Below are 25730 nucleotides of genomic sequence, written 5' to 3' on the forward strand. Positions count from 1 at the left end.
GAAGTTATGCTGATGACGCTAGGCGTAGCCTCCGACAGGAGTCAAGTTGCTTTTCGCCCATGACACCGAATGTGCGCTGGTCGCCGCCGCCGCACTGGTGAACACCGCCGGCGACCGGGAGGGACTGCCCGACGTGGCCGCCCTGGACGCCTTCTTCACCACCTACGGGTGGAGCGGCCGGCACGAGCACACCGACGTCGAACTGCGCCAGGTCCGCGCGCTGCGGCCCCGGCTGCGCCGCATCTGGTACGCCGACACCGACGAGGTGGTGGCGATCGTCAACGGCCTGCTGCGCGAGTCGCACGCCCTGCCGCAACTCGTCCGGCACGACGACGAGCCGTACCACGTGCACGCCGTGCCGCGGGACGCGCCGCTGGCGACCCGGATGGCGGTCGAGGCCGCGATGGCGATGGCCGACCTGGTCCGGATGGGCGAGCTGAGCCGGCTGCGGCACTGCGACCATCCCGACTGCGACAACGTGCTGGTCGACCTGTCCCGGAACCGGTCCCGCCGGTTCTGCGACGCCGGCTGCGGCAACCGGGCCGCGGTGAGCGCCTATCGGGCCCGCAGGGCCGCCGCGTCCCACTCCTGACGGGTCGCGGGCCAGGCGTCGCGGCGCAGCTCGTACTCCACCTCGCCGTGCTCCGTACCCGGAATCGGGTCGTCGAAGGCCAGGTGGAAGGTGCGGACGTAGCGCAACCCGGCGCGGGCCATGACCGCGCGGGAGCGGTCGTTGACCGCCATCGTCTGCGCCCACACCCGGCGGACGCCGACCGTGTCGAACGCGTGCCGTACCAGCGCCCGCGCGCCCTCGGTGGCCAGCCCGTGTCCCCACGTCGCGCGGCGCAGCCGGTAGCCCAGTTCCGCCTCGGCGCCGTCGCCGGACGGGTCGAGCGAGTGCCAGCCGAGGAACTCGCCGGTGAACCGGTCGAGCGTCGCCCAGCGGCCGAGCCCGGGGTGCCGCGCGTACTGCGCGAGCACCCGGGGCAGCACCTCGTCCCGGAACGTCAGGGCCGAGGTCGGCGCACCGCCGGTCAGGAAGCGCATGACCTCCGGGTCGGCGTCCAGCGCCACCAGCCGGTCCACGTCGTCCGTCGTGAACCGGCGCAGCGTCAGCCGCGCGGTCTCGAGCAACACGCCGCCGCCGTCACGCACTGTCGGATCATGCCGCGCCCACCGTGACGGGTCGAGGCAATTACCGGCGCCGGCTCAGGGGTGGGTCATCCGGAGCAGGTCCAGGGCCTCGTCCAGCTGGGTCTCGGTGAGCGTGCCCGAGTCGACGTGCCCCCGGGCGATCACCACCTCGCGGATGGACACCTGCTTGGCCAGCGCCTCCTTGGCGATCGAGGCGGCCTCGTCGTACCCCAGGTAGCGGTTGAGCGGGGTGACGATCGACGGCGAGCCCTCCGCGTACGCCAGGCAGACCTCGGCGTCCGCGACCAGGCCGGCCACCAGCCGCTCGGCGAACAGGCGGCTGGACGCGGCGATCAGCTTGATCGACTCCAGCAGGTTGCGGCCCATCACCGGGAGCATCACGTTCAGCTCGAAGTCGCCCTGCGACCCGGCGAAGGCTACTGCCGCGTCGTTGCCGATCACCTGGGCGCAGACCTGCCGCATCGCCTCGGCCACCACCGGGTTCACCTTGCCCGGCATGATCGACGACCCCGGCTGGAGGTCCGGGATGCGCAGCTCACGCAGCCCGGCGCGCGGGCCGGAGCCCATCCACCGCACGTCGTTGGCGATCTTGTAGAGGCCGACCGCGACGGTACGGAGCTGGCCGGACGTCTCCACCAGCGCGTCGCGGGCGCCCTGCGCCTCGAAGTGGTTGCGCGCCTCGGTCAACGGCAGCCCGGTCGACTCGCGCAGCTTGCCGATCACCCGGTCGGCGAAGCCCAGCGGCGTGTTGATGCCGGTGCCCACAGCGGTGCCGCCCAGGGGCAGCTCGGCCAGCCGGGGCAGCGCCGCCTCCAGCCGCTCGACGCCGTAGCGCACCTGCGCGGCATAGCCGCCGAACTCCTGTCCGAGCGTGACCGGCGTGGCGTCCATCAGGTGGGTACGCCCGGCCTTGACCACCGTCTCGAACTCGGCCGCCTTCTCCTCCAGCGCGCCCGCGAGCTGCTTCAGCGACGGGATCAGATCCTCCACCACGAACTGGGTGGCGGCCAGGTGGATCGACGTGGGGAACACGTCGTTGCTGGACTGCGACGCGTTGACGTGGTCGTTCGGGTGCACGTCCCGGCCCAGCTCCCGGCTCGCCAGGGTGGCGATCACCTCGTTGGTGTTCATGTTGGACGAGGTGCCGGAGCCGGTCTGGAACACGTCCACCGGGAACTGGTCGTCGTAGCCACCCTCGGCGACGTGCGCGGCGGCGGTGGCGATCGCCTGCGCCACGTCCGCGTCGATCACCCCCAGCTCACCGTTGACCAGGGCCGCCGCCCCCTTGATCTGGGCCAGGGCCTTGATCTGGGCCGGTTCCAGCCCGCGCCCCGAGATCGGGAAGTTCTGCACCGCACGCTGGGTCTGCGCCCGCCACAGCGCCTCGGCGGGCACCTCCACCTCGCCCATCGAGTCGCGTTCGATCCGGTAGCCGGTCGCCTCTGGAGTCGTCACGCGTTCCATCCTGCCGCGCCGCCGGTCGGTGTGCAGGGAAAGTGGCGCTGCCCTCAGCCCAGCTCGGTCAGCAACTTCTCGGTCTCCCACCGGTCCGGCGACTCGACCTGGCGGAACAGCGCCAGCGCCCGCCCGGCGTACCGGCGGGCCTGGCCGGGATCGGTGTGCCGTAGGCACCGGGCCATGCCGTCGAGCGCGCGGGCCTGCTCGTAGCGGGCGCCGAGCCGGGTGGCGTCGGTGAGCACCCGCCGGTGCAGGTCCAGCGCGCTGGCGACGTCACCCTGGTCCAGGATGGCGCGCGCCAGCAGGTTCCGGGACGCGCACTGCCCGACCAGATCCCCGGCGTCGGTCATCGCGACGAGCGCCTCCCGGTGCAGCTCGGCGGCCGGTTCCGGCCGGCTCTCCTCGCGTTCCAGCACGCCCAGTTCGTTGAGCAGCTCGCCCTCGCCGAAGCGGTTGCCCACCCGGCGCTTCAGCCCCAGGCCGGCACCCAGAAGCCGGCGCGCGGGGCCGCGCTCCCCGCGCCGGCGCCGCGCCATACCGAGGTGGCCGATCGCGTTACCGAGCTGCCGCAGGTCGCCGCGTTGCCGGGCCAAGGCCATCTGGTTGCGGCACATCCGCACGGCCTCGTCGTAGCGACCGAGCCCGACCAGGGTGAAGGACAGGTTGTTGAGCCAGTTGATCAACGCGGTCGGGTCCACCAACCGGCGGGCGAGCAGCACCAACGATTCGAACACCTCGATGGCCTGCCGAGGATGCCCGTCGACCGAGTACGCCGTGCCGAGGTTGCCGAGTGCCCGGCCCAACTCGTCCAGACGGCCGAGCCGCTGGTAGATGTCGACCGCCACCTCCATCCGCCGGACGGCTTCGGCGAACCGCCCCCGGCGGTAGTCCGCCGAAGCCAAATAGTTGAGCATCGTCGCCACGGCCTCGTCGTCACCCAGGCGCTCGGCGGCACGCAGACCGATCTGGTGCGTCTCCACCAGGTCGTCGAGATGGCCGCCGTAGAAGTTCAGCGCCCAGCCGACCCGAGCGAGCTGCCAGCTGTGCCTGAGGAAACCCTCCTGCTCGGCCAACCGGACCAGGGCCGTCAACGTCGGCCGGTTCTCCTCCAGCCACTGACGGTTCAGGCCGACGGTGGTGGCCTCCAGGTCGGGTCGCACCGGCTCCGGTGCGGGACGCAGGGCGATCGGGCCCAGCGACGTCACGAGGGTCGCGCCGACGTGCAGGTGAAAGTCGAGCAGCCGGGCCGTCGCCGCCCGCCGCGCCTCGACGGTCTCGCGTTGCGCGCCGAGCATGCGCGCGTACTCCCGGATCAGGTCGTGTTGCCGGTAGCGGCCCGGTTCCGCCTCCTCGACGAGGTGCACGTCGACCAGTTCGTCGAGCGCGTCCTGGGCTTCCGGCAGCGGCAGCTCCGCGAGCACCGCCGGTACCAGGCTGTCGGCCTGGGCGCCCGGGTGCATCCCGAGCAGCCGGAAGACCCGCTGCGCGACCGGTGACACCTGCTCGTACGACAGGGCGAAGGCCCGGGCCACCGAGCGCTCGCCGGCGGCCAGCTCGGCCAGCGGCTCGGACGCGCCGGCCAGCCGCTCGGCAAGGTCGGCCACCCGCCATCGCGGACGGTGCGCGAGCCGCGCCCCGGCCAGCCGCAGAGCGAGCGGAAGATGCCCACAGCGCCGGGCCACCTCCGCCGCCGCCCCGGGCTCGGCGGTGACCCGCTCCGCACCGGCCACCCGGGCCAGCAGCTCGACCGCTTCGTCGCTGTCGAGCACCGGCAGGGAGGACGGCCGGCCCGAGTCCAGGCCGACCAGTCGGCGGCGGCTGGTGATCAGCACCAGGCAGTCCGGCCCGTTCGGCAGCAACGGCGCGACCTGGTCGGCGTCGGCGGCGTTGTCGAGCACCACCACCGCGCGCCGGTCGGCCAGCTCGGAACGCCACATCGCCAGCCGGCCCGCCAGGTCGACCGGCACCCGCTCGGGGGGCACGCCGAGCTGCCGGAGCAGGGTGGCCACCGCCGCGGTCGTGGGCACCGGGCTACGTTCGCTGTGTCCATGCAGGTCGACGAAGAGCTGCGCGTCGGGGAACCGGTCGGCGACAGCGGTCGCCACCTGCACGGCGAGCGTGGTCTTGCCGCTGCCCGCCATGCCGTCGACGAGCTGGACCCGGATTCCCTCCTCCTCGATCTCCTTCACCAGCCGGGCCACTGTCTGCTGCCGCCCGGTGAAGTCGCTGATCGCCCGTGGCAGCGCCCGTACCGGAGCGGTGGCCCGGCTCTCCGGCCCGCCCAGCGCCAGGTCGCCGGCGAGCACCCGCTGGTGCAGCTCCTGCAACGCCGCACCGGGTTCGATGCCCAGCTCCTCGGCGTAGATCCGCCGGCCCTCCCGGTAGGCGGCCAGCGCGTCCGCCTGGCGGCCGACCGCCGAGAGAGCCAGCATCAGCTGCCCGCGCAGCCGTTCCCGCAGCGAGTTGCGCTCGACCGCCTCGGTCAGCTCGTCGACCAGGTCGGGCGCCATCCGCAGACGCAACTCGATGTCGACGCAGTCCTCCAGCACGGCGAGCCGTTGCTCGTCGAGCGCCTGGGCCCGCAGTCGCACCGTCCGCGCCGGGATACCGGCGAGCGCCGGACCGCGCCACAACGCCAGAGCTGCCCGGTAGTGCTGGCGCGCCTCGATCAGCCGGCCCGCGGCGGCGTTCCTGCGGGCCGTCTCCACAGTGCTCGCGAACACCTCGGCGTCGAGGTCGTCCGGCTCGATCCGGATGCCGTAGCCCGCCGGGTCGGTGACGATCGTGTCGGCCGGCAGCCCGAGCGCCGCGAACCGCTGCCGGAGCCGGGACACGCAGATCTGGAGCTGGGTCCGTGCGGTCGCCGGTGGACGCTCCTCCCAGACGGCGTCGACCAGATCCTCCACCGGCACCACCCGGCCGGGACGCAGCAACAGCATGGCGAGCACGGTGCGATCCCGGCCCGCGGTGACGGTGGCTTCGCCACCGCCGACCCGCAAGGGCCCCAAGATCCCGAATCGCATCCGCGCCCCCGCCTACCGCCATGCAACTTCCAGCAGCGTAGCCCGGCGGTCACGGAACGCCGCGCCGGGACGATAGCGATCCGATAGCGACGGCGCACAGACTCGTTGCGGGTTGTCGGTGACGGCATCCGACGGGGGCGGTGTGCCTGTCCGGCCCGCGCGGCCGGGCAGGCGCACCGATGTCGATGCACGACGGACACCGAGGGGCGCCCGGGAACGGTCCGGGCGCCCCTCGCGTACGTCTGCGGTCAGCGCCGGCCGACGGTGAGCACCGGCTTGGTGACCTCGGCGAAGAAGTCGTTGCCCTTGTCGTCGACGACGATGAAGGCGGGGAAGTCCTCCACCTCGATCTTCCAGACCGCTTCCATGCCCAGCTCGGCGTATTCGAGCACCTCGACGTGCTTGATGCAGTCCTGCGCCAGGCGGGCGGCCGGGCCGCCGATCGAGCCGAGGTAGAAGCCGCCGTGGGCCTGGCAGGAGCGGGTGACCTGGGCGGACCGGTTGCCCTTTGCCAGCATCACCATCGAGCCGCCGGCCGCCTGGAACTTCTCCACGTACGCGTCCATCCGGCCCGCCGTGGTGGGGCCGAACGAGCCGGAGGCGTAGCCCTCGGGGGTCTTGGCCGGGCCGGCGTAGTAGACCGCGTGGTCGCGCAGGTATTGCGGCATCGGCTCGCCCGCGTCCAGCCGCTCGGCGATCTTCGCGTGCGCGATGTCCCGGGCGACGACGAGCGGGCCGGTCAGGGACAGCCGGGTCTTCACCGGGTACTTCGACAGCTCGGCGCGGATCTCGCCCATCGGCCGGTTCAGGTCGACGCGGACGACCTCCTCGGCCTCCAGCGTCTCGTCGGTCACGTCGGGCAGGAACCGCGCCGGGTCGGTTTCGAGGCGCTCCAGCCAGACGCCCGAGGGGGTGATCTTCGCCACCGCCTGCCGGTCGGCCGAGCAGGAGACCGCGATCGCCACCGGGCAGGAGGCGCCGTGCCGGGGCAGCCGGACCACCCGTACGTCGTGGCAGAAGTAGCGCCCGCCGAACTGTGCGCCGATGCCGAAGTTGCGGGTCAGCTCCAGCACCTCGGCCTCCAGCTCCAGGTCACGGAAGCCGTGCGCGCTCATCGAGCCCTGGGTGGGCAGCGCGTCCAGGTATTTCGCGGAGGCGTACTTCGCGGTCTTCAGCGCGTACTCGGCGGAGGTGCCGCCGATGACGATCGCCAGGTGGTAGGGCGGGCAGGCCGCGGTGCCGATGAGCCGCAGCTTCTCCTCCAGGAACTGCATCATCCGCGTCGGGTTCAGCAGCGCCTTGGTCTCCTGGTAGAGGTAGGACTTGTTGGCCGAGCCGCCGCCCTTGGCCATGAACAGGAACTTGTACGCGTCGGCGTGGCCGTCCGGGTCCTCGGCGTACAGCTCCACCTGGGCGGGCAGGTTGCTGCCGGTGTTCCGCTCGTCCCACATGGTCAGCGGGGCGAGCTGGGAGTAGCGCAGGTTGAGCCGGGTGTACGCCTGGTAGACGCCGCGGGAGATCGCCTCCGCGTCGGTGCCGTCGGTGAGCACGTGCCGGCCGCGCTTGCCCATCACGATCGCGGTGCCGGTGTCCTGGCACATCGGCAGCACGCCGCCGGCCGCGATGTTGGCGTTGCGCAGCAGGTCGAGCGCGACGAAGCGGTCGTTCGGCGAGGCCGCCGGGTCGTCGATGATCGCGCGGAGCTGGGCCAGGTGGGCCGGGCGCAGGAAATGGGCGATGTCGTGCATCGCCTCCGCCGTCAGCGCGGTCAGCGCGCCCGGATCCACGGTGAGGAACCGGCGGCCTCCCGGGCCGTTGACGACGTCCACGCCCTCGTCGGTGACCAGGCGGTACTCGGTCTGGTCGGGACCGGTCGGCAGCAGGGGTGCGTACGAGAAGGCGGCGGCACTGCTCATGAGCGAAAAGCCTAGGGCAGAGCCGTCGATCGGTGGCACCCGCAGGTGGGTCGTGGGACGACGCTCTCACCCGCTGTCACTTGCCGTCGGCGCAGAGTTCCCGTTTCGGCCCGCAACTGTCCTGGTCGCTGGGCGGGCGCCAGCTGCCGCCCGGGTCCGGCGCCACCGGCGCGCCGTCCTGGCCCGGGCCCGGCGCGTCGCCCGTTCCGGCGCCCCAGCGGACGTACCCGATCTCCCGCCCCTCACCGATGATCATGCCGTTCGGGCCGACCGCCAGCGCGTTCGCCGAGGTACGCAACTCGACCAGCACCCGGCCCTCCCGCGGCTGCACAGCGATCAGCCGGGACGGCTTCTCCTCGCTGATCACCGCCGCGTACGGGGTGAGCGCCGCACCGCTCTTGCCGCCCGCCGGCCGGGTCCAGCGGGTCCGGTCGGCCGACAGTTCCCGGCCCAGCAGCGAGCCCTTGTCGGCGCTGCGCACCACTGTGTAGCGATCGTCCACGGCGAGCAGCTTCTCGCCGTCCGCGCCGACCTGGAGCAGCCGGCCGTCGTACCCGTCGAGCACCGCCTCACGCCCGTCCGGGGCGACCCCGATGATCACGTTGCGCCCGCCCTGCGGATCCTCGCGCTGCACGCAGCCGGCGTAGTCGGCGGTGCGCAGGTTGATCCCGGTACGCCGCCACACCTGCTGACCGGTGGCCGGGTCCACGGCGGTCACCGCGTAGTAGCAGCTCCCGTCGCGGGAGGTGGCCGCGATCCGCAGCAGCCGGCCACCGACCACGGCGAGCCGTTCCTCCCGGCCGGGCTGGACGTTCTGGAGCACCCGGCCGGTGGCGGTGTCCACCACGTGCACCCGCCCGTCGACCGGGAAGCCGAGCAGCGGCGGGACGTTTTCCGGCCCGGCCACCCCGCCGTCGATCCGGGTGGCGCCGAGCCGCCGGGTGCCGAGGAGTTCCGGGTTGTCGGCGAGCACGCCGCTGTGCACGCCGGGCAGGAACGCGGTCCACAGCGGAGCGGTGCCGCGCGGATCCCAGGCGCGCAGCGTGCAGTCGGTGGCCTGCACGCAGTACGCGTCCAGCAGCAGGTTCCGGTAGGTCCAGACGGCGATCGCGCGGTCGTCGCGGCGGCGGGTCACGCCACTGACCGGGTCGAGCACCTCGTACCCCCTGTCGAGCAGCCGACCCACGGCGACGACCGACTCGCGGCCGCTGCCCGCGACCGCCGACCAGTCGGCCTTGCGCTCCCACAGCTGGCCGCCGTCGGCGAGGTTGCGCGCCTCGATCCGGGTACGCTGCTCGACGATCACGGTGTCGCCGGCGATGGTGACGCTGCGCGGCGTGCCGCCGACGCGCTGCTGCCAGGCCACGTCCGGCTCGGAGATCGGCTTGCTGCGGTCGACCCAGTCCCACAGCGCCGGGAACGGGTTCCAGACGCCGGTCGCGGCGAGGACGACCACGGTGACGAGCCCGAGCAGCAACCAGCCGCGTATCCCTAGGCCCTTCACACCGCACACGGTAGCGACGATCACCGGTCCCCCGGCCCGCGTGCGGGGCGTGTCGCGGCGCTTCTTGCCCCGGCAGGTGTTAATAAGGGGCCCTTCCACCTCCTGATGCGTTAATAGGGGGCCCTTCCTTACCCGCGGGCGGCGGAGCGGACGAGCGGCAGCGTCCGGTACGGGATCTGCTCGGCCAGCGCGATGATGGTGGAGGCGCGACGGATGCCCTCCGAGGCGACGATCTGGTCGATGACCCGCTGGAGGTCGGTGTTCGACCGGGCGACGATCCGGCAGAGCAGGTCGCTGGAGCCGGTGATGGTGTGCGCCTCCAGCACCTCGGGGATCGCCGCCAGGTGCGCGGTGACCTGGTCGTGGCCGTGCCGCTGGCTGATCTCCAGCGTGACGAAGCTGGTCACCCCGAAGCCGATCGCGGCGGGGGTGATGTCCGGCCCGAACCCGGTGACGACGCCCCGGCCGACGAGCTTGTCGAGCCGGGCCTGCACCGTGCCCCGGGCCACACCGAGGCGGCGGGAGCACTCCAGCACGCCGATCCGGGGCTCCTCCGCCAGCAGTTCGATCAAGCGGGCGTCCAGCTCGTCGAGCTGTACATCCTGACCAGTGTTCATGGTACCCCACCGTACCGAATGCACAACCTGACCAGGAATTACGTCGACTGTTGCCCAACTTGCCGCGGTCCGTGGATCCTCGCCGGAAGAGCACATCCACGGCGGCCCACGAGGCCGGCCGGTACGCGAGGGAGGCCACCATGACCCAGGCGATCGACCGACCCCAGTCGACCGAGGAGGTCGACGTCGACGCTCTCGTCGGCGCAGTCGACCACGACATCACCCGCGACCCGTTCCCGGTCAAGGGCATGGACCACGTCCACTTTCTGGTGGGCAACGCCAAGCAGGCCGCGCACTACTACTCCACCGCGTTCGGCATGACCTGCGTGGCGTACCGGGGGCCGGAGCAGGGCTACCGGGACCACGCGCAGTACGTGCTGACCAGCGGTTCGGCCCGCTTCGTGCTGACCGGCGCGGTACGCCCGGACGCCGACGGCGCCGAGCACGTGGCGAAGCACAGCGACGGCGTCTCCGACATCGCGCTGGAGGTGCCGGACGTCGACGCCGCGTACGCGCACGCCGTGGCGCAGGGCGCGACCGGCCTGGTCGAGCCGCACGACGTCAGCGACGCGCACGGCACCGTGCGGATGGCGTCCATCGCCGCGTACGGCGACACCCGGCACAGCCTGATCGACCGGTCCCGCTACACCGGTCCGTTCCTGCCCGGGTTCGTGGCCCGCGGCCCGATCGTGAACCGGCAGCCGATGATCGACGCCGGCATCCAGCCGAAGCGGTTCTTCCAGGCGGTCGACCACGTCGTCGGCAACGTGGAGCTGGGCCGGATGGACGAGTGGGTCGAGTTCTACAAGCGCGTCATGGGCTTCTCGAACATGGCCGAGTTCATCGGCGACGACATCGCCACCGACTACTCGGCGCTGATGAGCAAGGTCGTCGCCAACGGCACCCGCAAGGTGAAGTTCCCGCTCAACGAGCCGGCCGTGGCCCGCAAGAAGTCGCAGATCGACGAGTACCTGGAGTTCTACCAGGGCCCCGGCGCCCAGCACATCGCGGTGGCCACCAACGACATCCTGGCCAGCGTGGACGCCATGCGCGCCGCGGGTGTCGAGTTCCTGGAGACCCCGGACTCCTACTACGAGGACCCGGAGCTGCGCGCCCGCATCGGCGAGGTCCGGGTGCCGATCGACGAGCTTCAGTCCCGCAAGATCCTGGTCGACCGGGACGAGGACGGCTACCTGCTCCAGATCTTCACCAAGCCGGTGCAGGACCGCCCGACCGTCTTCTTCGAGCTGATCGAGCGGCACGGCTCGCTCGGCTTCGGCAAGGGCAACTTCAAGGCCCTGTTCGAAGCGATCGAGCGCGAGCAGGAGAAGCGCGGGAACCTGTAACACTGTCCGCGTGACCCAGCCTCCTCCGAACCCGACGCCGCCGCCCGCCGGTCCTCCACCCGCGGGCGGCGGCTTCGCGCCGCCCGGCGGACCGGCGGTGCCCGCACAGCACGTTCCGCCGGGGTACGCCGGCCCGCCCGGTTACCCGCCGCCCGGTTACCCCCCGCCCGGGTACGCCCCGGCGCCCGTCCCGCCCCCGGTGGCGCCGAACGGGCAGCCGCTGGCGAGCTTCGGCGACCGGCTGCTCGCGTACCTGATCGACACCGCCGTCGCCACGGCGGTGGCACTGGTGCTGTTCGTGCCGGTCTTCTTCCTGATCTTCTTCCGGATGATCAACGAGATGGAGCAGGCCGGCCCGGAGGGACCGGACCCGGCGACGTTCTGGACGGACGTCTTCCTGCCGCTGCTCGCCGCCGAGCTCGGCGTCCTGCTGCTGATGCTCGCCTTCTACTGGGTCTACCACGTCGAATACGCCCGCCGGACCGGGCAGACGCTCGGCAAGAAGGTGATGAAGCTGCGGATCGTGCCGGTGCAGCCGGACGCCGCGCTGACCCGGGGCGTGCTCGGCAGGCGCTGGCTCGTCGAGTTCGCCGGCGGGATGTTCGTGCCGTTCCTCAGCTACCTCGACGGTTTCTGGCAGCTGTGGGACAAGCCCTGGCAGCAGTGCCTCCACGACAAGTTCGCCGGAACGGTCGTCGTTAAGGTTGCCCCGTGAGCGCGAGGAGTGAGCCGGGCCTGCGAGCCCCGCAGTCGCGAACGAGGACGGCATCGTGAGTCTGGAACCCGGCTGGTACGTCGACCCCGCCGACACGGAGACCCGCAGGTGGTGGGACGGCGAGGGCTGGATCGGCGCGCCGATCCCGGTCGACGTCACCCCGCCCGACGGCCCGCCGCCCGCCGAACCGGAGCCCGCGCCGGCCGCCCCGGCGCCCGCCGCCGACAGGCCGGCCTCCGGTCCCGGCCGCCCCGACGCGACCCCGACGTCCGGCACGCCGGGCGCACCGAGCCCGTGGCCGGGTCAGCCGGGTCAGCCCGGACAGGCCGGCCCGTGGCCGGGACAGCCGGGCCGACCGAACCCCTGGCCGGGCCAGCCCGGACAGCCGGGTCAGCCCGGACAGCCGGGACAGGCCGGACAGCCGGGACAGGCCGGACAGCCGGGACAGGCCGGGCCGGGCATGCAGGGACCGCCGCCGGGCTGGCCGTACCCGCACTGGCCGGGCGCGCAGCCGATCCCGCGTCCGCACGGGCTGCCGCTGGCGTCGTACGGCGCCCGGCTGGTCGCGCGCCTGATCGACCTGGGCATCGTGTTCCTGCTCAACGCCGTGGTCAACGGCTGGTTCGTCTGGCGCTACGTCGAGGCCGTCTCCCCGTACCTGCGTGAATCGGTACGCCGGGCGCTCAACGGTGACACGTCCACCGAGGGGCTGCCCCAGATCGACGACCAGGCCGGCGGCCTCCAGATCGCCATCCTGGTGATCGCCACCGCCCTCTGGTACGCGTACGAGGTGCCGTCGATGGCGGCGCGCGGGCAGACCTTCGGCAAGCGGGTGATGGGCGTCCGCGCGCTGCCGGTCGAGGCGGACCAGCCGCTCGGCTTCGGGCGGGCCACCCGGCGCTGGAGCACGCTCGGCCTGCCGACGCTGCTCTGGTACTGCTGCGGGCTGGGCCTGCTGCTCCAGCTCATCGACGCGATCTCACCCCTGTTCGACCAACCGTTGCGCCAGGCCCTGCACGACAAGCGGGCGCAGACGGTGGTGGTCCAGCTCCCCCGCAAGCGTGACACCAGCACCGCCCCGCCCGAGAGCGCCGACACCCCGGGAGACACCCCATGACCGAGACCGGACGCCACCAGCCCGCGCTGCGGCTCACCCGCGCCGACCTGGACGCGCTGCCCAACTACGTGCCCGGCCGCAGCCCGGCGGACCTGGCCCGGGAGCTGGGCCTGGCCGAGGCGATCAAGCTGGCCAGCAACGAGGTGCCGTACGGCCCGCTGCCGGGCGTGGTGGAGGCGGTCGCCGAGGCCGTCGCCGGTTCGCACCGCTACCCGGACATGGGCGTGGTGGCGCTGCGTCAGGCGCTCGCCGAGCGGTACGGCGTGGACGCCGACCGGATCGCCACCGGCTGCGGCTCGGTGGCGCTGGCCGAGCACCTGGTCCGCGCCACCTGCCTGCCCGGTGACGAGCTGCTCTACTCGTGGCGCTCGTTCGAGGCGTACCCGATCATCGCGGCGACCAGCGGCGCGACGAGCGTGCGGGTGCCGAACGACGCCGGCCACGGCCACGACCTGGACGCGATGGCGGCGGCGGTGACCGACCGGACCCGGATGGTCCTGGTCTGCAACCCGAACAACCCCACCGGTACGGCGGTGCGCCGGGCCGAGCTGGACCGCTTCCTCGACGCGATGCCGGACGACGTGCTCGTGGTGATCGACGAGGCGTACCGAGAGTTCGTGACCGACCCCGAGGTGCCGGACGGCCTCACCTACCTGGACCGGCCGAACGTGGCGGTGCTGCGCACGCTGTCCAAGGCGTGGGGCCTGGCCGGTCTGCGGATCGGCTGGCTGGTCGCGGCGCCGGAGGTGGCCGCCGCGGTGCGCAAGGTGGTCACCCCGTTCTCCACCAGCATGGCCGCCCAGGCGGGCGCGCTGGCCGCGCTGGCGCAGGCCGACGAGGTGGAGCGGCGCTGCGCGCTGGTCGTGGCCGAGCGGGACCGGGTCACCGAGGCGCTGCGCAAGTTCGTCCCGGACGTGCCGGACAGCCAGGCCAACTTCGTCTGGTTGCCGCTGCGCGAGCGGGCGGTGGAGTTCGGCCGGGCGTGCGAGGCGCGCGGCGTGATCGTCCGCCCGTTCCCGGGCGACGGCGTCCGGGTCACCATCGGCACCCCGGCCGAGAACGACGCGTTCCTGGCCGCCGCCGAGGCCGCTCTGGCCTGACCGGGCGCGCCCGGCGCCGGTCCGTCAACCCCCTACGGACCGGCGCCGGGCGTCTTCGTCCAACCGATCAGACAAGAGCACTATAGGTGCTTTTGTCCGTTTTTGGGGTTGACCCGCCGGATCAGGTCACGGCCAACAGCACCGGTTCCGCCATCAGGAAGTAACCCTGGTCGTCGTCCTCTGCAGTGGCGCTCTCCCGCAGCCGCTCCACAGCGACGTAGCCGTCGACCGCGTACGCCCGGCCCGGCCGCCAGCCGATCCCGTCCCGTCCCAGTTCGAGCACGAAACTCGACCGGGTCGTACCGGTGAGCGGGTCGACGGTGACCAGTTCCCGCCGGTCCGTCAGCAGGTGCACCCGCCCCGGCTCGGTCGCGAGCACCCGGGCCGGATGGATGTCCGGCCGGCGCCACAGCTCCTCGCCGGTACGCGCCGAGCGCCCGACCACCACCGGGCCGGACGTGTCCACCGCCCGCTCACCGTCGAGCACCGCGTCCGGATGGTCCAGGCCCGGCGCGGGGGCCGGTTCGCCCGGGTCGGTCACCAGCCAGCCCCGGCTGCCCGCGCCGTCCGGACCGGCGGTACGCAGTCCGCGACAACCGGAGTGCCCGTCGCGGCAGCCCACCGGCGTGACGACGAGCTGCTCCGGCGCGTCCGGCGGCCGCCAGCGGGTCCGCACCGTACCTGTCGCCGCGTCCCGCAGCTCGACCGTGGCCGGGCCGTCGCAGCGGTCTACCCCGGCCAGCTCACCGCTGGCGGTCGTACCCACGTCGGACCGGCAACCCCGGCTCACGTCCGCACGCCAGAGCCGGCGACCGTCGGTCAGGTCGTACCCGCCGATGCCGCCCGGACCGGCCGCGAGCAGCACCGTCCGCCCGTCGGCCGTGCGTGCCACGTGCAGGCCGGCCGGATCCCAGACCGTGGCGGCGAAGGTGCGTCGCGGCTCGGGCACGGACCCCGGCTGCGGGCCGTCCGCCCGCCAGGCCACCCGTCCGGTACGCGCGTCGAGCGTCACGAGCTTCCCGTCGGACCAGCGGCTGACCACAGTGGTCCCCTCGGCGAGCACTCCGACCAGCTTCGCCGGCCAGCGGCGGAAGGACCAGAACGGGGAGACCCGGTGCCGGCCGGTGACCGGCTGGTCCGCGTACACCTGACGGGCGCCCGCGTAGACGCGGAGGCGGCCGTCCACGACGAGCGGCGCCACCGGCAACCGCGCGAGCACCCCCGCGGTCGGCGCGGGCGCCGCCGGGTAGGGCTTCCGGGCTGCGGTGTCGACCTCGGCGGGCGCCAGCACCCGGACGACCACGGCGACCGACGCCGCGACGGCGAGCACCGCCACCAGCGCCACCACGGCCCGCCGCCTCGCGGCCTTCGCCATCCGTCACCTCCGCCCCGGCACCCTACCGGCCGCGTGCGGCCCGGGTGCGGGGAGCGGCCGGGTCGGGTCAGGCGGCCTCGGTGGACCGGGCGGGACCGGCGGCCAGCGCCAGGTCGGCCAGGTCACGCCGGAGCGCGCCCTCGACCGCGCGGGCGGCCAGGCCGCCGAGGATCAGGGCCAGCACCCGCCCGTACGCCCGGGTCGGCACCGCCTCCTGCTCGACGGTGACCTCGGTGCAGCCGCGCCGCCGCCGCTCGACGGTGCGCAGCGTCCAGGTGATCCGGTAGTCGGCACCGGCGCCGCGCGACCCGAGCACGAGGCGGCCGGGCGCGACCGCCTCGATCACTTCGAACTCCTCCGGCTCGGTGCCGCCGTCCGGCCGGACGCGGGTCTCCCGCCACGCGGTGCCCGGCCCGAACCCGCCGGCGCCGAGAACCTCGACCGCGTCCACCGCCGAGAGCCAGTCGGCGCGGGCCGGGAGGTCGGTGAGCAGCCGCCACAGGTCGGCGTCCTGCGCTTCGATGAATGCGGAAACCGTCACCGTCGACATGGCACCTCCCGTGTCGTACACGGTACGGGCCGTGAGCGGAAACGGGGAGCCTCCCGGTGACATTTCCACCACCGGTGCCCCGGGCCGGGGCACCGGTGTGGCGCAAGCGGTCAGCCTCCGAACGTGCCGCCCCGCAGCGCGGTGACGAACGCGGCCCAGCCCGGCGGGCTCACCGCGAGCGCCGGACCGTCCGGGTCCTTGGAGTCGCGTACGCCCACCACGCCGTGCGCGGCGACCACGTTCGTCGCCACCTCGACGCAGAGACCCTGGTCGTTCGAGCGGCTGCTGGTGCGCCAGACGGCACCGGTCAACTCGGTCATGCTCGGTCCTTCCTGTTCCGGCTTCCGCGGGTACGCCCCCCGACCCGGCACCACCGGCGGCTCCGGTTCGACCGGGAGCCGCCGTCCCGGGGCGTACGTGATCCGGAGCGATCAACGCCGAAGGAAACGGCCCCGGTCGCACATCGGGTGCGACCGGGGCCGTTTCGGAAGGTCGGATGTCAGCGGGCCGGCAGGATCGCCCCGGTGACCTCGCCCAACGCGACTGTGGTGCCGTCCGGCCCGGGCGCGGTGGCGGTGATCGTCACCGTGTCGCCGTCCTCCAGGAACGTCCGCTCGCTGCCGTCGGCGAACTTGACCGGCTCGGACCCGCCCCAGGTCAGCTCCAGGAACGACCCGACCTGACCGCGCTTTGGACCGGAGACGGTGCCGGAGGCGTAGAGGTCGCCGGTCCGCAGCGACGCGCCGTTGACGGTGAGGTGCGCGAGCTGCTGCGCCGGGGTCCAGTACATGCCGGCGAACGGCGGCTCGGCGACCCGCTCGCCGTTCCACTCCACCGACAGCGTCAGGTCCAGCCCGAGGTGCGGGGTGTCGCGCAGGTAGTCCTGCACCGGCGGGTCCTGGTCGGGCGCGGGCACGAACGCGTCGGCCAGCGCCTCCAGCGGCGTTACCCACGCCGACACGGAGGTGGCGAACGACTTGCCGAGGAACGGTCCGAGCGGCTGGTACTCCCACGCCTGGATGTCCCGGGCCGACCAGTCGTTCACCAGCACCACACCGAAGACGTGGTCGGCGAAGTCGGCCACCGGCACCCGCTCGCCGAGCCGGCTCGGGACGCCCACCACGAAGCCCACCTCGGCCTCGATGTCCAGCCGGACCGAGGCGCCGGTGGTCGGGCCCTGCGCGCTCGCCCGCTGACCGGTCGGGCGGGTCACCGGGGTGCCCGAGACGACCACGGTGCCGGCCCGGCCGTGGTAGCCGATCGGCACGTGCTTCCAGTTCGGCAGCAGCGGCGGCTGCCCCGGCCGGAAGATCTGCCCGACGTTCGAGGCGTGGTGCTCGGAGGAGTAGAAGTCGACGTAGTCGGCCACCTCGAACGGCAGCGCCATCTCGACCTCGCGCAGCGGCACCAGCAGCGGCTCGACCGCCGCCCGGTGCTCCGGCTCGGTGAGCAGCTCGACGACCCGCTGCCGGACGGCCGTCCACTGCGGGCGGCCGAGCGCCATGAAGGCGTTGAGCGCCGGCCGGCCCAGCGCGCCGCCGGCCAGCACCAGACCGGCGGCCTCCGCGCCGGCCAGGTCCAGCGCGAAGTCACCGATGCGGACGCCGACGCGCGGCTCGCCCTCACCGTGCCGGAACACGCCGTACGGCAGGTTCGTCACCCCGTACGGCGACCCCGCCGCCCCCGGTACCCAGGTCATGCCAGCACTCCGCTTCGCTCGGTGCGTTCGCTCATGCCTCGTAGCCTCCGTTCACCAGCCCCAGCCGGATCAGATCAGTCAGTGGTTCGGAGATGCTGCACGAGCCGTACCCGACCCACAGCGGGCGCTCGGCGTCGCGGTGCGCCCGGGCGGGCTCGACCACACGTACCGGGTCGGTGGCGGCGAGCAGCTCGGCCACGCCGTCCACCTCGGCGCCCCCGACGGCGGCGAGCGTGGCACCCAGCACGTTGACGAAACCGTGGTGGTTGAAGCCGGTCTCCGGGTCGCGGTGCCGGATCGCGTGGTGCAGCCCGGCGGTGAGCTTGAACGGCAGCTTACGGTCCCGGCAGGCGCAGATCACCGCGGCCAGCTCGACCGGGGTGGGGAACAGCTCGGCGGCGAGCCCGCCGGTACGGAACTTGGCGGCCACCGGCAGCCCGCCGGCGCGCGCCTCGGCGAGCGTGTCGAGCGCGCCCATCAGCCCGAAGGTCAGCGGGATCTCCGCGTACACGGCGGTGCCGTCGAGCCGGCCGGCGAGCGTCATCAGCTCGGACAGTCCGGGTTGCGGGTCCTCGCCGCGCTTGGCCACCGGCGCCTCGATCTGCCGGGCGGTCACCCCGTCGGGCGCGAGCGCGTCCAGCGCCTGCGGGAGCTGGTCCAGGCCGGTGTCGCCGATCAGCCCGATCACCAGGCCCTCGGCCGGGTCCACCAGGCCGTTCAGCGAGCCGCGTTGGATCTCCGAGGCGGGCAGCAGCAGCGGGCCGACCATGGCGGCGTACCAGGCGGCGCGGTGGGTGCGGTGCGCGGTCACCGCGTCGGGCAGCGCGGCGTTGCCGGGCGGGAAGACCGCGGCGTCGTCCACCAGGCCGGAGAGGAGGCGGGGCACCTGCGTTGACACGAGACAAGAATGTACGGGACGCTACGAGGAACGGACAACAGCGTCCGATTATCGAACGCCACCGGCCGGAGAACGGGACATATCGGGAGGCGAGATGCCGTACTACCGCAGCGTCGGCGACGTGCCGCGCAAGCGCCACACCCAGTTCCGCCAGCCCGACGGCACGCTCTACGCCGAGGAACTGGTCGGCCAGGAGGGCTTCTCCTCCGACTCGTCGCTGCTCTACCACAGGCACGCGCCGACCGCGATCCTCGCCGCCGAGGAGTACGCCCCGCCCACCGTCACCCGCGTGCCGAACCTGCCGCTCAAGCCGCGCCACCTGCGCACGCACAAGCTCGACGGCACCGGCGCGGACCCCGTGCTCGGCCGGCAGTACCTGCTCGCCAACGACGACGTACGCATCGCGTACGTGCTCGCCGACCGGCCGTCGCCGCTGTTCCGCGACGCCACCGGCGACCACTGCCTCTACCTGGAGTCGGGCACCCTGCGGGTCGAGTCGCCGTTCGGCGTGCTCGACGCGGTCGCGGGCGACTACGTCGTCATCCCCACCTCGACCATCCACCGCCTGGTGCCCACCGGCGACGAGCCGACCCGGCTGCTCGCCGTCGAGGCCGCCGGCCACATCGGCCCGCCCAAGCGCTACCTCTCCGTACGCGGGCAGTTCCTGGAGCACGCGCCCTACTGCGAGCGCGACGTCCGGGGACCGGACACCCCGCTGCTCGTCGACGGCGAAGAGGTCGAGGTGCTGGTCAGGCACCGGCGTGGTTGGACGAGGTACGTATACGCCAACCACCCGTTCGACGTGGTGGGCTGGGACGGGCACATGTACCCGTGGGCGTTCTCCATCCACGACTTCGAGCCGATCACCGGGCGGATCCACCAGCCGCCGCCGGTCCACCAGACGTTCCAGGGCCCGAACTTCGTGATCTGCTCGTTCGTGCCGCGCAAGGTGGACTACCACCCGGCCGCCATCCCGGTGCCGTACAACCACCACAACGTCGACTCCGACGAGATGCTGTTCTACACCGGCGGCAACTACGAGGCGCGGCGCGGCTCCGGCATCGAGCAGGGCTCGATCTCGCTGCACCCGTCCGGCTTCACCCACGGCCCGCAGCCGGGCGCCGCCGAGCGCTCGATCGGGGCGGAGTTCTTCGACGAACTGGCGGTCATGGTGGACACGTTCCGCCCGCTCGACCTCTGCGACGCGGCCGCCGCCTGCGAGGACGACGGCTACGCCTGGACCTGGGCGCGCAAGTCCTGACGTACGCGAAAGGGGCCGCGCCCGGCACGGACGCGGCCCCTTCGCACGCGGTCGTCAGAACGTGGACGCGTCGATGACGAAGCGGTAGCGCACGTCGGAGGCGAGTACCCGCTCGTACGCCTCGTTGATCTTGCCGGCCGGAATCACCTCGATCTCTGCGCCCAGCCCGTGCTCGGCGCAGAAGTCGAGCATCTCCTGGGTCTCCGCGATGCCGCCGATGTTCGACCCGGCGAACGACCGGCGGGCCGGGATCAGCGAGAACGCGTGCACCGACAGCGGCTTCTCCGGGGCACCCACGTTGACGAGCGTCCCGTCCACTGCGAGCAGCCGCAGGTACGCGTCCATGTCGAGGGTCGCGCTCACCGTGTTGATGATCAGGTCGAACGAGCCGGCCAGGGTGGTGAACGTGTCCTCGTCCGAGGTCGCGCAGTAGTGGTCGGCGCCGAGCCGCAGCCCGTCCTCCCGCTTCTTCAGCGACTGCGACAGCACAGTCACCTCGGCGCCCATCGCGTGGGCCAGCTTCACGGCCATGTGGCCGAGACCGCCCATGCCGATCACCGCCACCCGGCGGCCCGGCCCGGCGTTCCAGTGCCGCAGCGGCGAGTACGTGGTGATGCCGGCGCAGAGCAGCGGCGCGGCCGCGTCCAGCTCGATGCCGTCGGGGATGCGCAGCACGAAGTCCTCGGTGACCACGATGGCCTGCGCGTAGCCGCCCTGGGTCGGCTTGCCGTCCCGGCCCACCCCGCCGTACGTGCCGGTGCTGCCCTTCAGGCAGTACTGCTCCAGCCCCTTGCGGCAGTTGTCGCACTCCCGGCAGGAGTCGACCAGGCAGCCGACGCCGACCCGGTCGCCGACGGCGAACTTCGTGACCGCGGAGCCGACCTCACGTACCACGCCCGCGATCTCGTGGCCCACCACGATCGGGTAGCGGGTCGGGCCCCACTCGCTGCGCGCGGTGTGGATGTCGGAGTGGCAGATGCCGGAGAACCTGATGTCGATGAGAACGTCGTCCGGTTCGAGGTCCCGACGCTCGATGGTCGTCGGGGCGAGCGGATCGGTCGCGGACGTCGCCGCGTATGCCTTGACGGTGAGCACTGGTTCCCGCTTCCTTCAGCCGGTGTTTCCGATCCTCCTACCCCCTCACCGGCGAGCGAACGCGGTGAATCCGGCCACCACCGACGCGGTGATCGCCCCGACCAGCGGCCACGGGCCGCCGACCAACGCGTACGCGAGCAGCAGCACCACCGCGGCGGCGGCCGCGTAGACCGGCACGACCAGGCCACGCGCCATCGCCTCCCGCAGGCCGGGCCGCCACGTCGCCGGGCGTCGCAGCAGCACCGCCGTCCCGGCCACCGCCAGCACCGCGAACAGCCGGGACGCGCCCGGCGAGGCCGGGGCCAGTGCGCCGGCCAGCACGCTCGCGACCAGGGACAACCCGGCCACCGACAGCAGGAGACGCCGGATGCCGGCGTCCACCGTCCGGACCGGGTCGGGACGAGCCACCGGCAGGTCGGCCATCGCGGTCAGGTGTTCCAGCGTCTCGGCGTAGCGGCGTCGTTCCAGCCGGGCCACACCCACGTCCTGCCCCGCCTCGCCCAGCTCCGGGTCCAGCCGCAGCGCCTCCCGGTAGGCCCGCTCGGCCAGGTCGAACAGTTGCAGCCGCACCGCGACCAGGCCCAGCACCAGGTGCGCCTCCGGCTCGTCCGGCGACAGCTCCACCGCGCGCCACGCCGCGTCCAGCGCCGCCTGCCCGTTGCGCGACGCGGAGAGGATGGCGGCGGCACTGCGCTGCGCATACGCGTCACCCAGCGCGCGCGCCAGGATCTCGTCGGCGGTCGCCGCGGCCTCCTTCCAGCGCTCCAGGTCGAGCAGCGCGAACCCGCGCGCCACGAGCGCCGGCACGGCCTCCCCGGCGTTGCGCGCCCCGGTGCTGCGCATCGCACCGGCGGGCGTGTCCGTGCCGGCCGCCTCTCGGGCGGGCGTCTCGACGCCGGGTGTCTCTCGGGCGGGCGTCTCGTCGGCCGGCACCCCGGCAGCAGGCGGCACGGCGCCAGGCATGTCGCGGGTAGACATCTCCGCGGCCGGTGTCCCGAAGGCGGGCGGTTCAGGGGCGGACAGGCCGCCTGCGGCCGCTACTGCGGCCTCGGCGGCGGCGAGCGCCTCGGCGGGCCGGTCGGCGGCCAGGTGCATCCGGGCCAGCATGGTCAACGCGGGTACGTGCCCGGGCTCGGTCGCGATCAGCGCGGTGAGTTCGCCGATCCCCTCGTCGTAGCGCCCCAGTTCGGCGAGCAGGTGGGCGCGTTGCAGGTAACCGTCGGCGGCGGACTGGTCGGGAGCGGCGTCACTCGGCATCCCGGCGAGCGTATCCGCCCCGCCCCAACCGGCTCGCCACCGTCCCGGTCACCGCCTCAGCCGGCCGGAGCCTCGTAGACCAGGGCCACCGCGATCCCGGCCAGCCCTTCCCCGCGCCCGGTGAAGCCGAGGCCGTCGGTGGTGGCGGCGGAGACGGTCACCGGCGCGCCCACCGCCTCGGAGAGCACCCGCTGCGCCTCCTCCCGGCGCGGGCCGATCTTGGGGCGGTTGCCGACGACCTGCACCGAGACGTTGCCGATCCGGAAGCCCGCCGCCCGTACCCGGCGTGCGCTCTCGGTCAGCAGCGCCACGCCGGAGGCGCCCGCCCACTCGGGCTGGTCCACCCCGAAGTTCGCGCCCAGGTCACCGAGGCCGGCGGCGGAGAGCAGGGCGTTGCAGGCGGCGTGCGCCGCCACGTCGGCGTCGGAGTGGCCGGCCAGGCCGTCCTGGTCCGGCCAGTGCAGGCCCGCGACCCAGCAGGGCCGCCCGGCCGCGAACGCGTGCACGTCGGTGCCGACTGCAACCCGAGGAACGATCATGACCAGAGGGTACGCGGACATCCGCGCACCCCCGGAGGGCATCAACCCGAACGTCGAGAGAGATCTTGGTAGCAAAGGGCCCCTCGGGGGGCCGTTTCGTACCAAGATCTCGGAAGCCGCGAGCGTCAGGCGCCTGTGGTCAGGAGGTGCTCGGCGAGGGCCAGGTCGAACGGGCGGGTGATCTTCAGGGCCAGCTCGGAGCCGGGTACGCAGGTCACCGCGATCCCCTGCTTCTCGACCAGGCCCGCGTCGTCGGTCAGCGCGTCACCGGCCGACCGGTGGGCCGCGACCAGCACCGACCGGCGGAAGCCCTGCGGCGTCTGCACCGCGCGCAACGCGGATCGGTCGACGGTGCCGAGGACCCGCTCGGCCGCGTCGACCTCCTTGATCGTGTCGACCACCGGCAGCACCGGGATCACGGCGTGGCACCCGTCGCGGACCGCCCCGGCCACCGATTCGACCAGGTGGGGCGGGGTGAGCGCGCGGGCCGCGTCGTGCACCAGGACGATCTCCGGACCGGCCGGTACGGCCGCCAGGGCCGCCGCCACCGACGCCTGGCGTTCGGCGCCACCGGGCACCACCGTCACCGGGGCCACGGGGGCGAGCATCGCGCGCACCGCCTCGACCTCGGTCGCCGGTGCGGCCACCACGATCGTGTGCACCGAGGGCGCGGCGGCGATCCGGCGGACCGCGTGCACCAGCAGCGGCTCGCCGGCGAGCAACCGGAGTGCCTTCGGGGCGCCGGGTCCGAGGCGTACCCCGGCACCGGCCGCAGGAACGAGGACCGCGACGTCACCGCGCGGATTGAGCTGCGCGGTCACGTCGCGGTCCTCGGATTCGTTCGCTGCGGGGTGGGTAGAGGCAGAGGCGTGGATCAGGCCTCGGTCAGCACCTTGTCGAGCAGCGTCTCGGCCTCGTCCTTGGTGCTCTTCTCCGCCAGCGCGACCTCGCCGACGAGGATGTCACGAGCCTTGGCGAGCATCCGCTTCTCGCCCGCCGACAGGCCCCGCTCCCGCTCCCGGCGCCACAGGTCGCGGACGACCTCGGCCACCTTCAGCGGGTTACCGGAGGCCAGCTTCTCCAGATTCGCCTTGTAACGCCGCGACCAGTTGGTCGGCTCCTCGGTGTGCGGTGCACGGAGCACGTCGAAGACCTTGCCCAGGCCCTCTTCGCCAACCACCTCGCGCACACCCACGATCTCGGCGTTCTCAGCGGGCACCCGGACCGTCAGGTCACCCTGTGCGACCCTCAGGACGAGGTATTCCCTGGGCTCGCCCTTGATGACCCGAGTCTCGATTGCCTCGATGAGTGCGGCCCCGTGGTGGGGGTAAACAACGGTCTCGCCGACACTGAAAACCATAGGTTCGAAACCCCTTTCGCTGTGTCTAGAGTAACACGCTCAGGCACCGATGTCTCACCGCTGTCCTGACCGTTGGCGCAGCTCAGGGGCCCTGTGAGAGGTATTTCTTCAGCTTGACAGGCGGTCAAACCGATGCTTTCGACACGCTCCGTGAGGAACACGTGACAGCCCGGTAACGGGTGACGGGAGCGTCCAGATCTAGGGCAATGCGCTCCTCCCATGGTAGCTCCGCAACTCCGTCCGCGCCCAGGTGTGGCGTTACGGCGGCCGGTGCGGGACGCTGGTGAGGGACGTGACGTCCGCTCACCGAGACGTTCCTGGGGGTCCGATGGGCGTGCCTGACGCTGACGGCCACGGGCCGCCGGACGGACTGCCCGGCCTGCCTCCGGAGTGGGGCCGGGTGGTCGTCCCGGACGACGCCTCGGCGCTCGCCGACGAGGCCCGGCAGGTCCGCCGGGAGCTGCGTCGCGCACGGCAGGGTTCCGGCCGCCGTACCGGTCCGGCCCGCCTCGGGCTGCCGATTCTGATCCTGCTCGTGTCGGTGCTGGTCACGCTCGCCGGGCTGGCCGCCGTCACCTGGCCGCGTGCCACCACCCGGCCCGGCGCGCCGACGGTGCTCCCCCGCTCCACCACCGCGCCGCAACCGGTCGGCCCGCTGCCCGCGCTGGACCTGGTCGGCGCGGACGACACGCCGGTGCCGCTGCGCAGCCTTCTGCCCGCCATGATCATCCTGGTCGACGCCTGCGCCTGCGGCGAGCAGGTCGGCACCGCGGCGCGCGCCGCCCCGCCCGGCGTCACGGTGGTCACCGTGACCGAGGGCCGCAGCGCCGGGCCCGCGAGCGTCCCGGGGGTACGCCCGCTCGGCGACCCGGCCGGCGGCCTGCGGTCCTATCTGCACCTGTCCGCCCACCCGGGCACCGCCGCCGCAGTGCTCGTGGACCGGCAGGGCTCGCTTGTGCGGGTGGTACCGGAGCTGGGCCCGCTGTCGGACTACGGCGCCGACCTGGCCCGGCTGGGCGGCTGACAGGCGGTCCCGAGAGCGCCGCCTGGGCGGGAGCTGCCGGTCCGAGGACCGGGAGCCGCCGGTGCCCGGCGCGCGACAACGGTCAGTAGAGCGCTTCGAGCCGGGCGTCCAGCTCGGCCCGGCCGCGTACACCGGTGAACCGCACCAGCACCGGCGCCCCGGTGCCGCCCAGCAAGGGCAGCTCCAGCCGCCCGCCGCACCGGAGGAACCGACGCGCGTCGCCGGACCCCGCACCGGAGAGCTGCACGGCGACCGCCCCGTCCCCGGAGCAGCTCACCGTCAGCCGGTAGTCGTCGCCCCGCGAGGGATTCACCTGCCGTACGACGGGCGGCCCGTCCGGCGTCAGATCGGACGTCTCCCGCCACACCACGTGCGACACCTGGAGCACTCGCGCCGCGCCGTTCGCCTCTACCCGCATCACCACCGACCGGTCCGGCTCGGCGGCCGGCCCACGGCGCGCCCGGAGCGTCGGATCGCCACCCTGGCGTGCGGGCCAGGCGTCACCGGTCGACGGGTCGACCCGCCAGGCGCGGGCGATGGGTTCGACGCTCGCGGGCGGCGCCGGCACGGCCGTGGCCGCACCCGGCTCCGGTGCCGCCGCCCGCCACCAGGCCGCGCCAGCCCCCAGTGCCAGAACGGTCAGGACGGTCAGGGGTACCCGCCCGTCCCGCTCGTCGGAGGCCATGACGGCAGCGTATCCGCGCGGCCCAGACGGGGCGAG

The 25730-nt window shown here is 73.3% G+C and carries 24 protein-coding genes; 7 read left to right on the plus strand and 17 right to left on the minus strand.

Annotation, left to right across the window (positions count from 1 at the left end; translation table 11 throughout):
- Nucleotides 1–46 precede the first annotated feature (46 nt).
- Entirely contained in the window at nucleotides 47–592 is a 546-nt protein-coding gene (locus KSK32_RS09280) for a CGNR zinc finger domain-containing protein (protein ID WP_216930408.1), read from the plus strand.
- Here KSK32_RS09280 and KSK32_RS09285 read toward each other — a convergent pair.
- From KSK32_RS09285 to KSK32_RS09310, 6 genes are all read right to left on the minus strand, one after another.
- Nucleotides 556–1155, minus strand: a complete 600-nt coding sequence (locus KSK32_RS09285) for a GNAT family N-acetyltransferase (RefSeq protein ID WP_216930410.1) — start codon at nucleotides 1153–1155, stop codon at nucleotides 556–558. The two genes, KSK32_RS09280 and KSK32_RS09285, sit on opposite strands and share 37 nt — an antisense overlap.
- A 54-nt stretch (nucleotides 1156–1209) precedes the next feature.
- Nucleotides 1210–2610 (minus strand): class II fumarate hydratase, encoded by a 1401-nt coding sequence (locus tag KSK32_RS09290; protein ID WP_374226699.1) that lies wholly within the window; start codon nucleotides 2608–2610, stop codon nucleotides 1210–1212.
- A gap of 53 nt (nucleotides 2611–2663) precedes the next feature.
- Complete coding sequence (locus KSK32_RS09295; RefSeq protein WP_216930414.1) at nucleotides 2664–5636, minus strand: AfsR/SARP family transcriptional regulator; 2973 nt, start codon at nucleotides 5634–5636, stop codon at nucleotides 2664–2666.
- Nucleotides 5637–5884: 248 nt separating this feature from the next.
- Nucleotides 5885–7552, minus strand: a complete 1668-nt coding sequence (locus KSK32_RS09300) for a fumarate hydratase (protein ID WP_216930416.1) — start codon at nucleotides 7550–7552, stop codon at nucleotides 5885–5887.
- 76 nt (nucleotides 7553–7628) lie between these two features.
- Nucleotides 7629–9065 (minus strand): PQQ-binding-like beta-propeller repeat protein, encoded by a 1437-nt coding sequence (locus KSK32_RS09305; protein WP_216930418.1) that lies wholly within the window; start codon nucleotides 9063–9065, stop codon nucleotides 7629–7631.
- A 119-nt stretch (nucleotides 9066–9184) separates the two neighbouring features.
- Nucleotides 9185–9673: an Lrp/AsnC family transcriptional regulator gene (locus tag KSK32_RS09310; RefSeq protein ID WP_013288920.1), complete on the minus strand. Its 489-nt coding sequence runs from the start codon at nucleotides 9671–9673 to the stop codon at nucleotides 9185–9187.
- Between the two features lie 140 nt (nucleotides 9674–9813).
- Here KSK32_RS09310 and hppD point away from each other — a divergent pair, with 140 nt between their 5' ends.
- The 4 genes from hppD to hisC are packed head-to-tail and all read left to right on the plus strand — an operon-like array spanning nucleotide 9814 to nucleotide 13951.
- The gene (gene hppD / locus KSK32_RS09315) at nucleotides 9814–11019 is read left to right on the plus strand and encodes a 4-hydroxyphenylpyruvate dioxygenase (protein WP_216930420.1); all 1206 of its coding nucleotides are present in this window, start codon (nucleotides 9814–9816) and stop codon (nucleotides 11017–11019) included.
- 10 nt (nucleotides 11020–11029) lie between these two features.
- Nucleotides 11030–11734 carry an RDD family protein gene (locus tag KSK32_RS09320; protein ID WP_216930423.1) on the plus strand — a complete coding sequence of 235 codons (705 nt, stop codon included), beginning with the start codon at nucleotides 11030–11032 and terminating at the stop codon, nucleotides 11732–11734.
- 55 nt (nucleotides 11735–11789) lie between these two features.
- Nucleotides 11790–12851: an RDD family protein gene (locus KSK32_RS09325; protein ID WP_216930425.1), complete on the plus strand. Its 1062-nt coding sequence runs from the start codon at nucleotides 11790–11792 to the stop codon at nucleotides 12849–12851.
- A complete protein-coding gene (gene hisC, locus KSK32_RS09330) occupies nucleotides 12848–13951 on the plus strand; it encodes a histidinol-phosphate transaminase (RefSeq protein WP_216930427.1) in 1104 nt (367 codons plus the stop codon). The genes KSK32_RS09325 and hisC overlap by 4 nt, the downstream gene beginning before the upstream one ends.
- 121 nt (nucleotides 13952–14072) lie before the next feature.
- Here hisC and KSK32_RS09335 read toward each other — a convergent pair whose 3' ends face one another.
- From KSK32_RS09335 to KSK32_RS09355, 5 genes are all read right to left on the minus strand, one after another.
- Nucleotides 14073–15326 carry a PQQ-binding-like beta-propeller repeat protein gene (locus tag KSK32_RS09335; RefSeq protein WP_216930435.1) on the minus strand — a complete coding sequence of 418 codons (1254 nt, stop codon included), beginning with the start codon at nucleotides 15324–15326 and terminating at the stop codon, nucleotides 14073–14075.
- Nucleotides 15327–15393: 67 nt separating this feature from the next.
- Nucleotides 15394–15876: an SRPBCC family protein gene (locus tag KSK32_RS09340; protein ID WP_216930437.1), complete on the minus strand. Its 483-nt coding sequence runs from the start codon at nucleotides 15874–15876 to the stop codon at nucleotides 15394–15396.
- Between the two features lie 110 nt (nucleotides 15877–15986).
- Nucleotides 15987–16196 (minus strand): DUF397 domain-containing protein, encoded by a 210-nt coding sequence (locus KSK32_RS09345; RefSeq protein WP_194801919.1) that lies wholly within the window; start codon nucleotides 16194–16196, stop codon nucleotides 15987–15989.
- Nucleotides 16197–16375: 179 nt separating this feature from the next.
- Entirely contained in the window at nucleotides 16376–17575 is a 1200-nt protein-coding gene (gene fahA / locus KSK32_RS09350; protein WP_216930438.1) for a fumarylacetoacetase, read from the minus strand.
- A gap of 31 nt (nucleotides 17576–17606) precedes the next feature.
- Nucleotides 17607–18473 carry a hypothetical protein gene (locus tag KSK32_RS09355; RefSeq protein WP_216930446.1) on the minus strand — a complete coding sequence of 289 codons (867 nt, stop codon included), beginning with the start codon at nucleotides 18471–18473 and terminating at the stop codon, nucleotides 17607–17609.
- Between the two features lie 94 nt (nucleotides 18474–18567).
- Between KSK32_RS09355 and KSK32_RS09360 the strand changes: the two genes are divergently transcribed.
- On the plus strand, nucleotides 18568–19734 hold the full coding sequence (locus KSK32_RS09360) for a homogentisate 1,2-dioxygenase (RefSeq protein WP_216930448.1): 1167 nt from the start codon (nucleotides 18568–18570) through the stop codon (nucleotides 19732–19734).
- A gap of 54 nt (nucleotides 19735–19788) precedes the next feature.
- On the opposite strand, the gene KSK32_RS09365 is transcribed toward KSK32_RS09360, so the two are convergent.
- The 5 genes from KSK32_RS09365 to KSK32_RS09385 form a co-directional block, all read right to left on the minus strand.
- Nucleotides 19789–20829, minus strand: a complete 1041-nt coding sequence (locus KSK32_RS09365; RefSeq protein WP_216930450.1) for an NAD(P)-dependent alcohol dehydrogenase — start codon at nucleotides 20827–20829, stop codon at nucleotides 19789–19791.
- 45 nt (nucleotides 20830–20874) lie between these two features.
- Nucleotides 20875–22086 carry a tetratricopeptide repeat protein gene (locus KSK32_RS09370; RefSeq protein ID WP_216930452.1) on the minus strand — a complete coding sequence of 404 codons (1212 nt, stop codon included), beginning with the start codon at nucleotides 22084–22086 and terminating at the stop codon, nucleotides 20875–20877.
- A gap of 56 nt (nucleotides 22087–22142) precedes the next feature.
- Nucleotides 22143–22625, minus strand: coding sequence for a 2-C-methyl-D-erythritol 2,4-cyclodiphosphate synthase (gene ispF / locus KSK32_RS09375; RefSeq protein ID WP_120572822.1), 483 nt, complete (start codon nucleotides 22623–22625; stop codon nucleotides 22143–22145).
- A gap of 125 nt (nucleotides 22626–22750) precedes the next feature.
- Nucleotides 22751–23446 (minus strand): 2-C-methyl-D-erythritol 4-phosphate cytidylyltransferase, encoded by a 696-nt coding sequence (gene ispD, locus KSK32_RS09380; protein ID WP_216930454.1) that lies wholly within the window; start codon nucleotides 23444–23446, stop codon nucleotides 22751–22753.
- 53 nt (nucleotides 23447–23499) lie between these two features.
- Complete coding sequence (locus tag KSK32_RS09385) at nucleotides 23500–23985, minus strand: CarD family transcriptional regulator (protein ID WP_013288937.1); 486 nt, start codon at nucleotides 23983–23985, stop codon at nucleotides 23500–23502.
- Between the two features lie 328 nt (nucleotides 23986–24313).
- Here KSK32_RS09385 and KSK32_RS09390 point away from each other — a divergent pair, with 328 nt between their 5' ends.
- The gene (locus tag KSK32_RS09390; RefSeq protein ID WP_216930456.1) at nucleotides 24314–25009 is read left to right on the plus strand and encodes a hypothetical protein; all 696 of its coding nucleotides are present in this window, start codon (nucleotides 24314–24316) and stop codon (nucleotides 25007–25009) included.
- A gap of 82 nt (nucleotides 25010–25091) precedes the next feature.
- Here KSK32_RS09390 and KSK32_RS09395 read toward each other — a convergent pair whose 3' ends face one another.
- Nucleotides 25092–25694 carry a hypothetical protein gene (locus tag KSK32_RS09395; RefSeq protein ID WP_216930457.1) on the minus strand — a complete coding sequence of 201 codons (603 nt, stop codon included), beginning with the start codon at nucleotides 25692–25694 and terminating at the stop codon, nucleotides 25092–25094.
- Nucleotides 25695–25730: the final 36 nt, after the last annotated feature.

It is taken from the genome of Micromonospora sp. WMMB482 (genome assembly GCF_019038635.1).
Lineage (GTDB): Bacteria > Actinomycetota > Actinomycetes > Mycobacteriales > Micromonosporaceae > Micromonospora > Micromonospora marina.

Bases quoted from the DNA above. Each gene is read 5' to 3' on its own strand.
- KSK32_RS09295 (WP_216930414.1), bottom strand. From the start codon at position 5,636: ATGCGATTCGGGATCTTGGGGCCCTTGCGGGTCGGCGGTGGCGAAGCC.
- KSK32_RS09300 (WP_216930416.1), bottom strand. From the start codon at position 7,552: ATGAGCAGTGCCGCCGCCTTCTCGTACGCACCCCTGCTGCCGACCGGT.
- KSK32_RS09310 (WP_013288920.1), bottom strand. From the start codon at position 9,673: ATGAACACTGGTCAGGATGTACAGCTCGACGAGCTGGACGCCCGCTTG.
- hppD (WP_216930420.1), top strand. From the start codon at position 9,814: ATGACCCAGGCGATCGACCGACCCCAGTCGACCGAGGAGGTCGACGTC.
- hisC (WP_216930427.1), top strand. From the start codon at position 12,848: ATGACCGAGACCGGACGCCACCAGCCCGCGCTGCGGCTCACCCGCGCC.
- KSK32_RS09335 (WP_216930435.1), bottom strand. From the start codon at position 15,326: ATGGCGAAGGCCGCGAGGCGGCGGGCCGTGGTGGCGCTGGTGGCGGTG.
- KSK32_RS09340 (WP_216930437.1), bottom strand. From the start codon at position 15,876: ATGTCGACGGTGACGGTTTCCGCATTCATCGAAGCGCAGGACGCCGAC.
- KSK32_RS09345 (WP_194801919.1), bottom strand. From the start codon at position 16,196: ATGACCGAGTTGACCGGTGCCGTCTGGCGCACCAGCAGCCGCTCGAAC.
- fahA (WP_216930438.1), bottom strand. From the start codon at position 17,575: ATGACCTGGGTACCGGGGGCGGCGGGGTCGCCGTACGGGGTGACGAAC.
- KSK32_RS09360 (WP_216930448.1), top strand. From the start codon at position 18,568: ATGCCGTACTACCGCAGCGTCGGCGACGTGCCGCGCAAGCGCCACACC.
- KSK32_RS09370 (WP_216930452.1), bottom strand. From the start codon at position 22,086: ATGCCGAGTGACGCCGCTCCCGACCAGTCCGCCGCCGACGGTTACCTG.
- ispF (WP_120572822.1), bottom strand. From the start codon at position 22,625: ATGATCGTTCCTCGGGTTGCAGTCGGCACCGACGTGCACGCGTTCGCG.
- KSK32_RS09385 (WP_013288937.1), bottom strand. From the start codon at position 23,985: ATGGTTTTCAGTGTCGGCGAGACCGTTGTTTACCCCCACCACGGGGCC.
- KSK32_RS09390 (WP_216930456.1), top strand. From the start codon at position 24,314: ATGGGCGTGCCTGACGCTGACGGCCACGGGCCGCCGGACGGACTGCCC.
- KSK32_RS09395 (WP_216930457.1), bottom strand. From the start codon at position 25,694: ATGGCCTCCGACGAGCGGGACGGGCGGGTACCCCTGACCGTCCTGACC.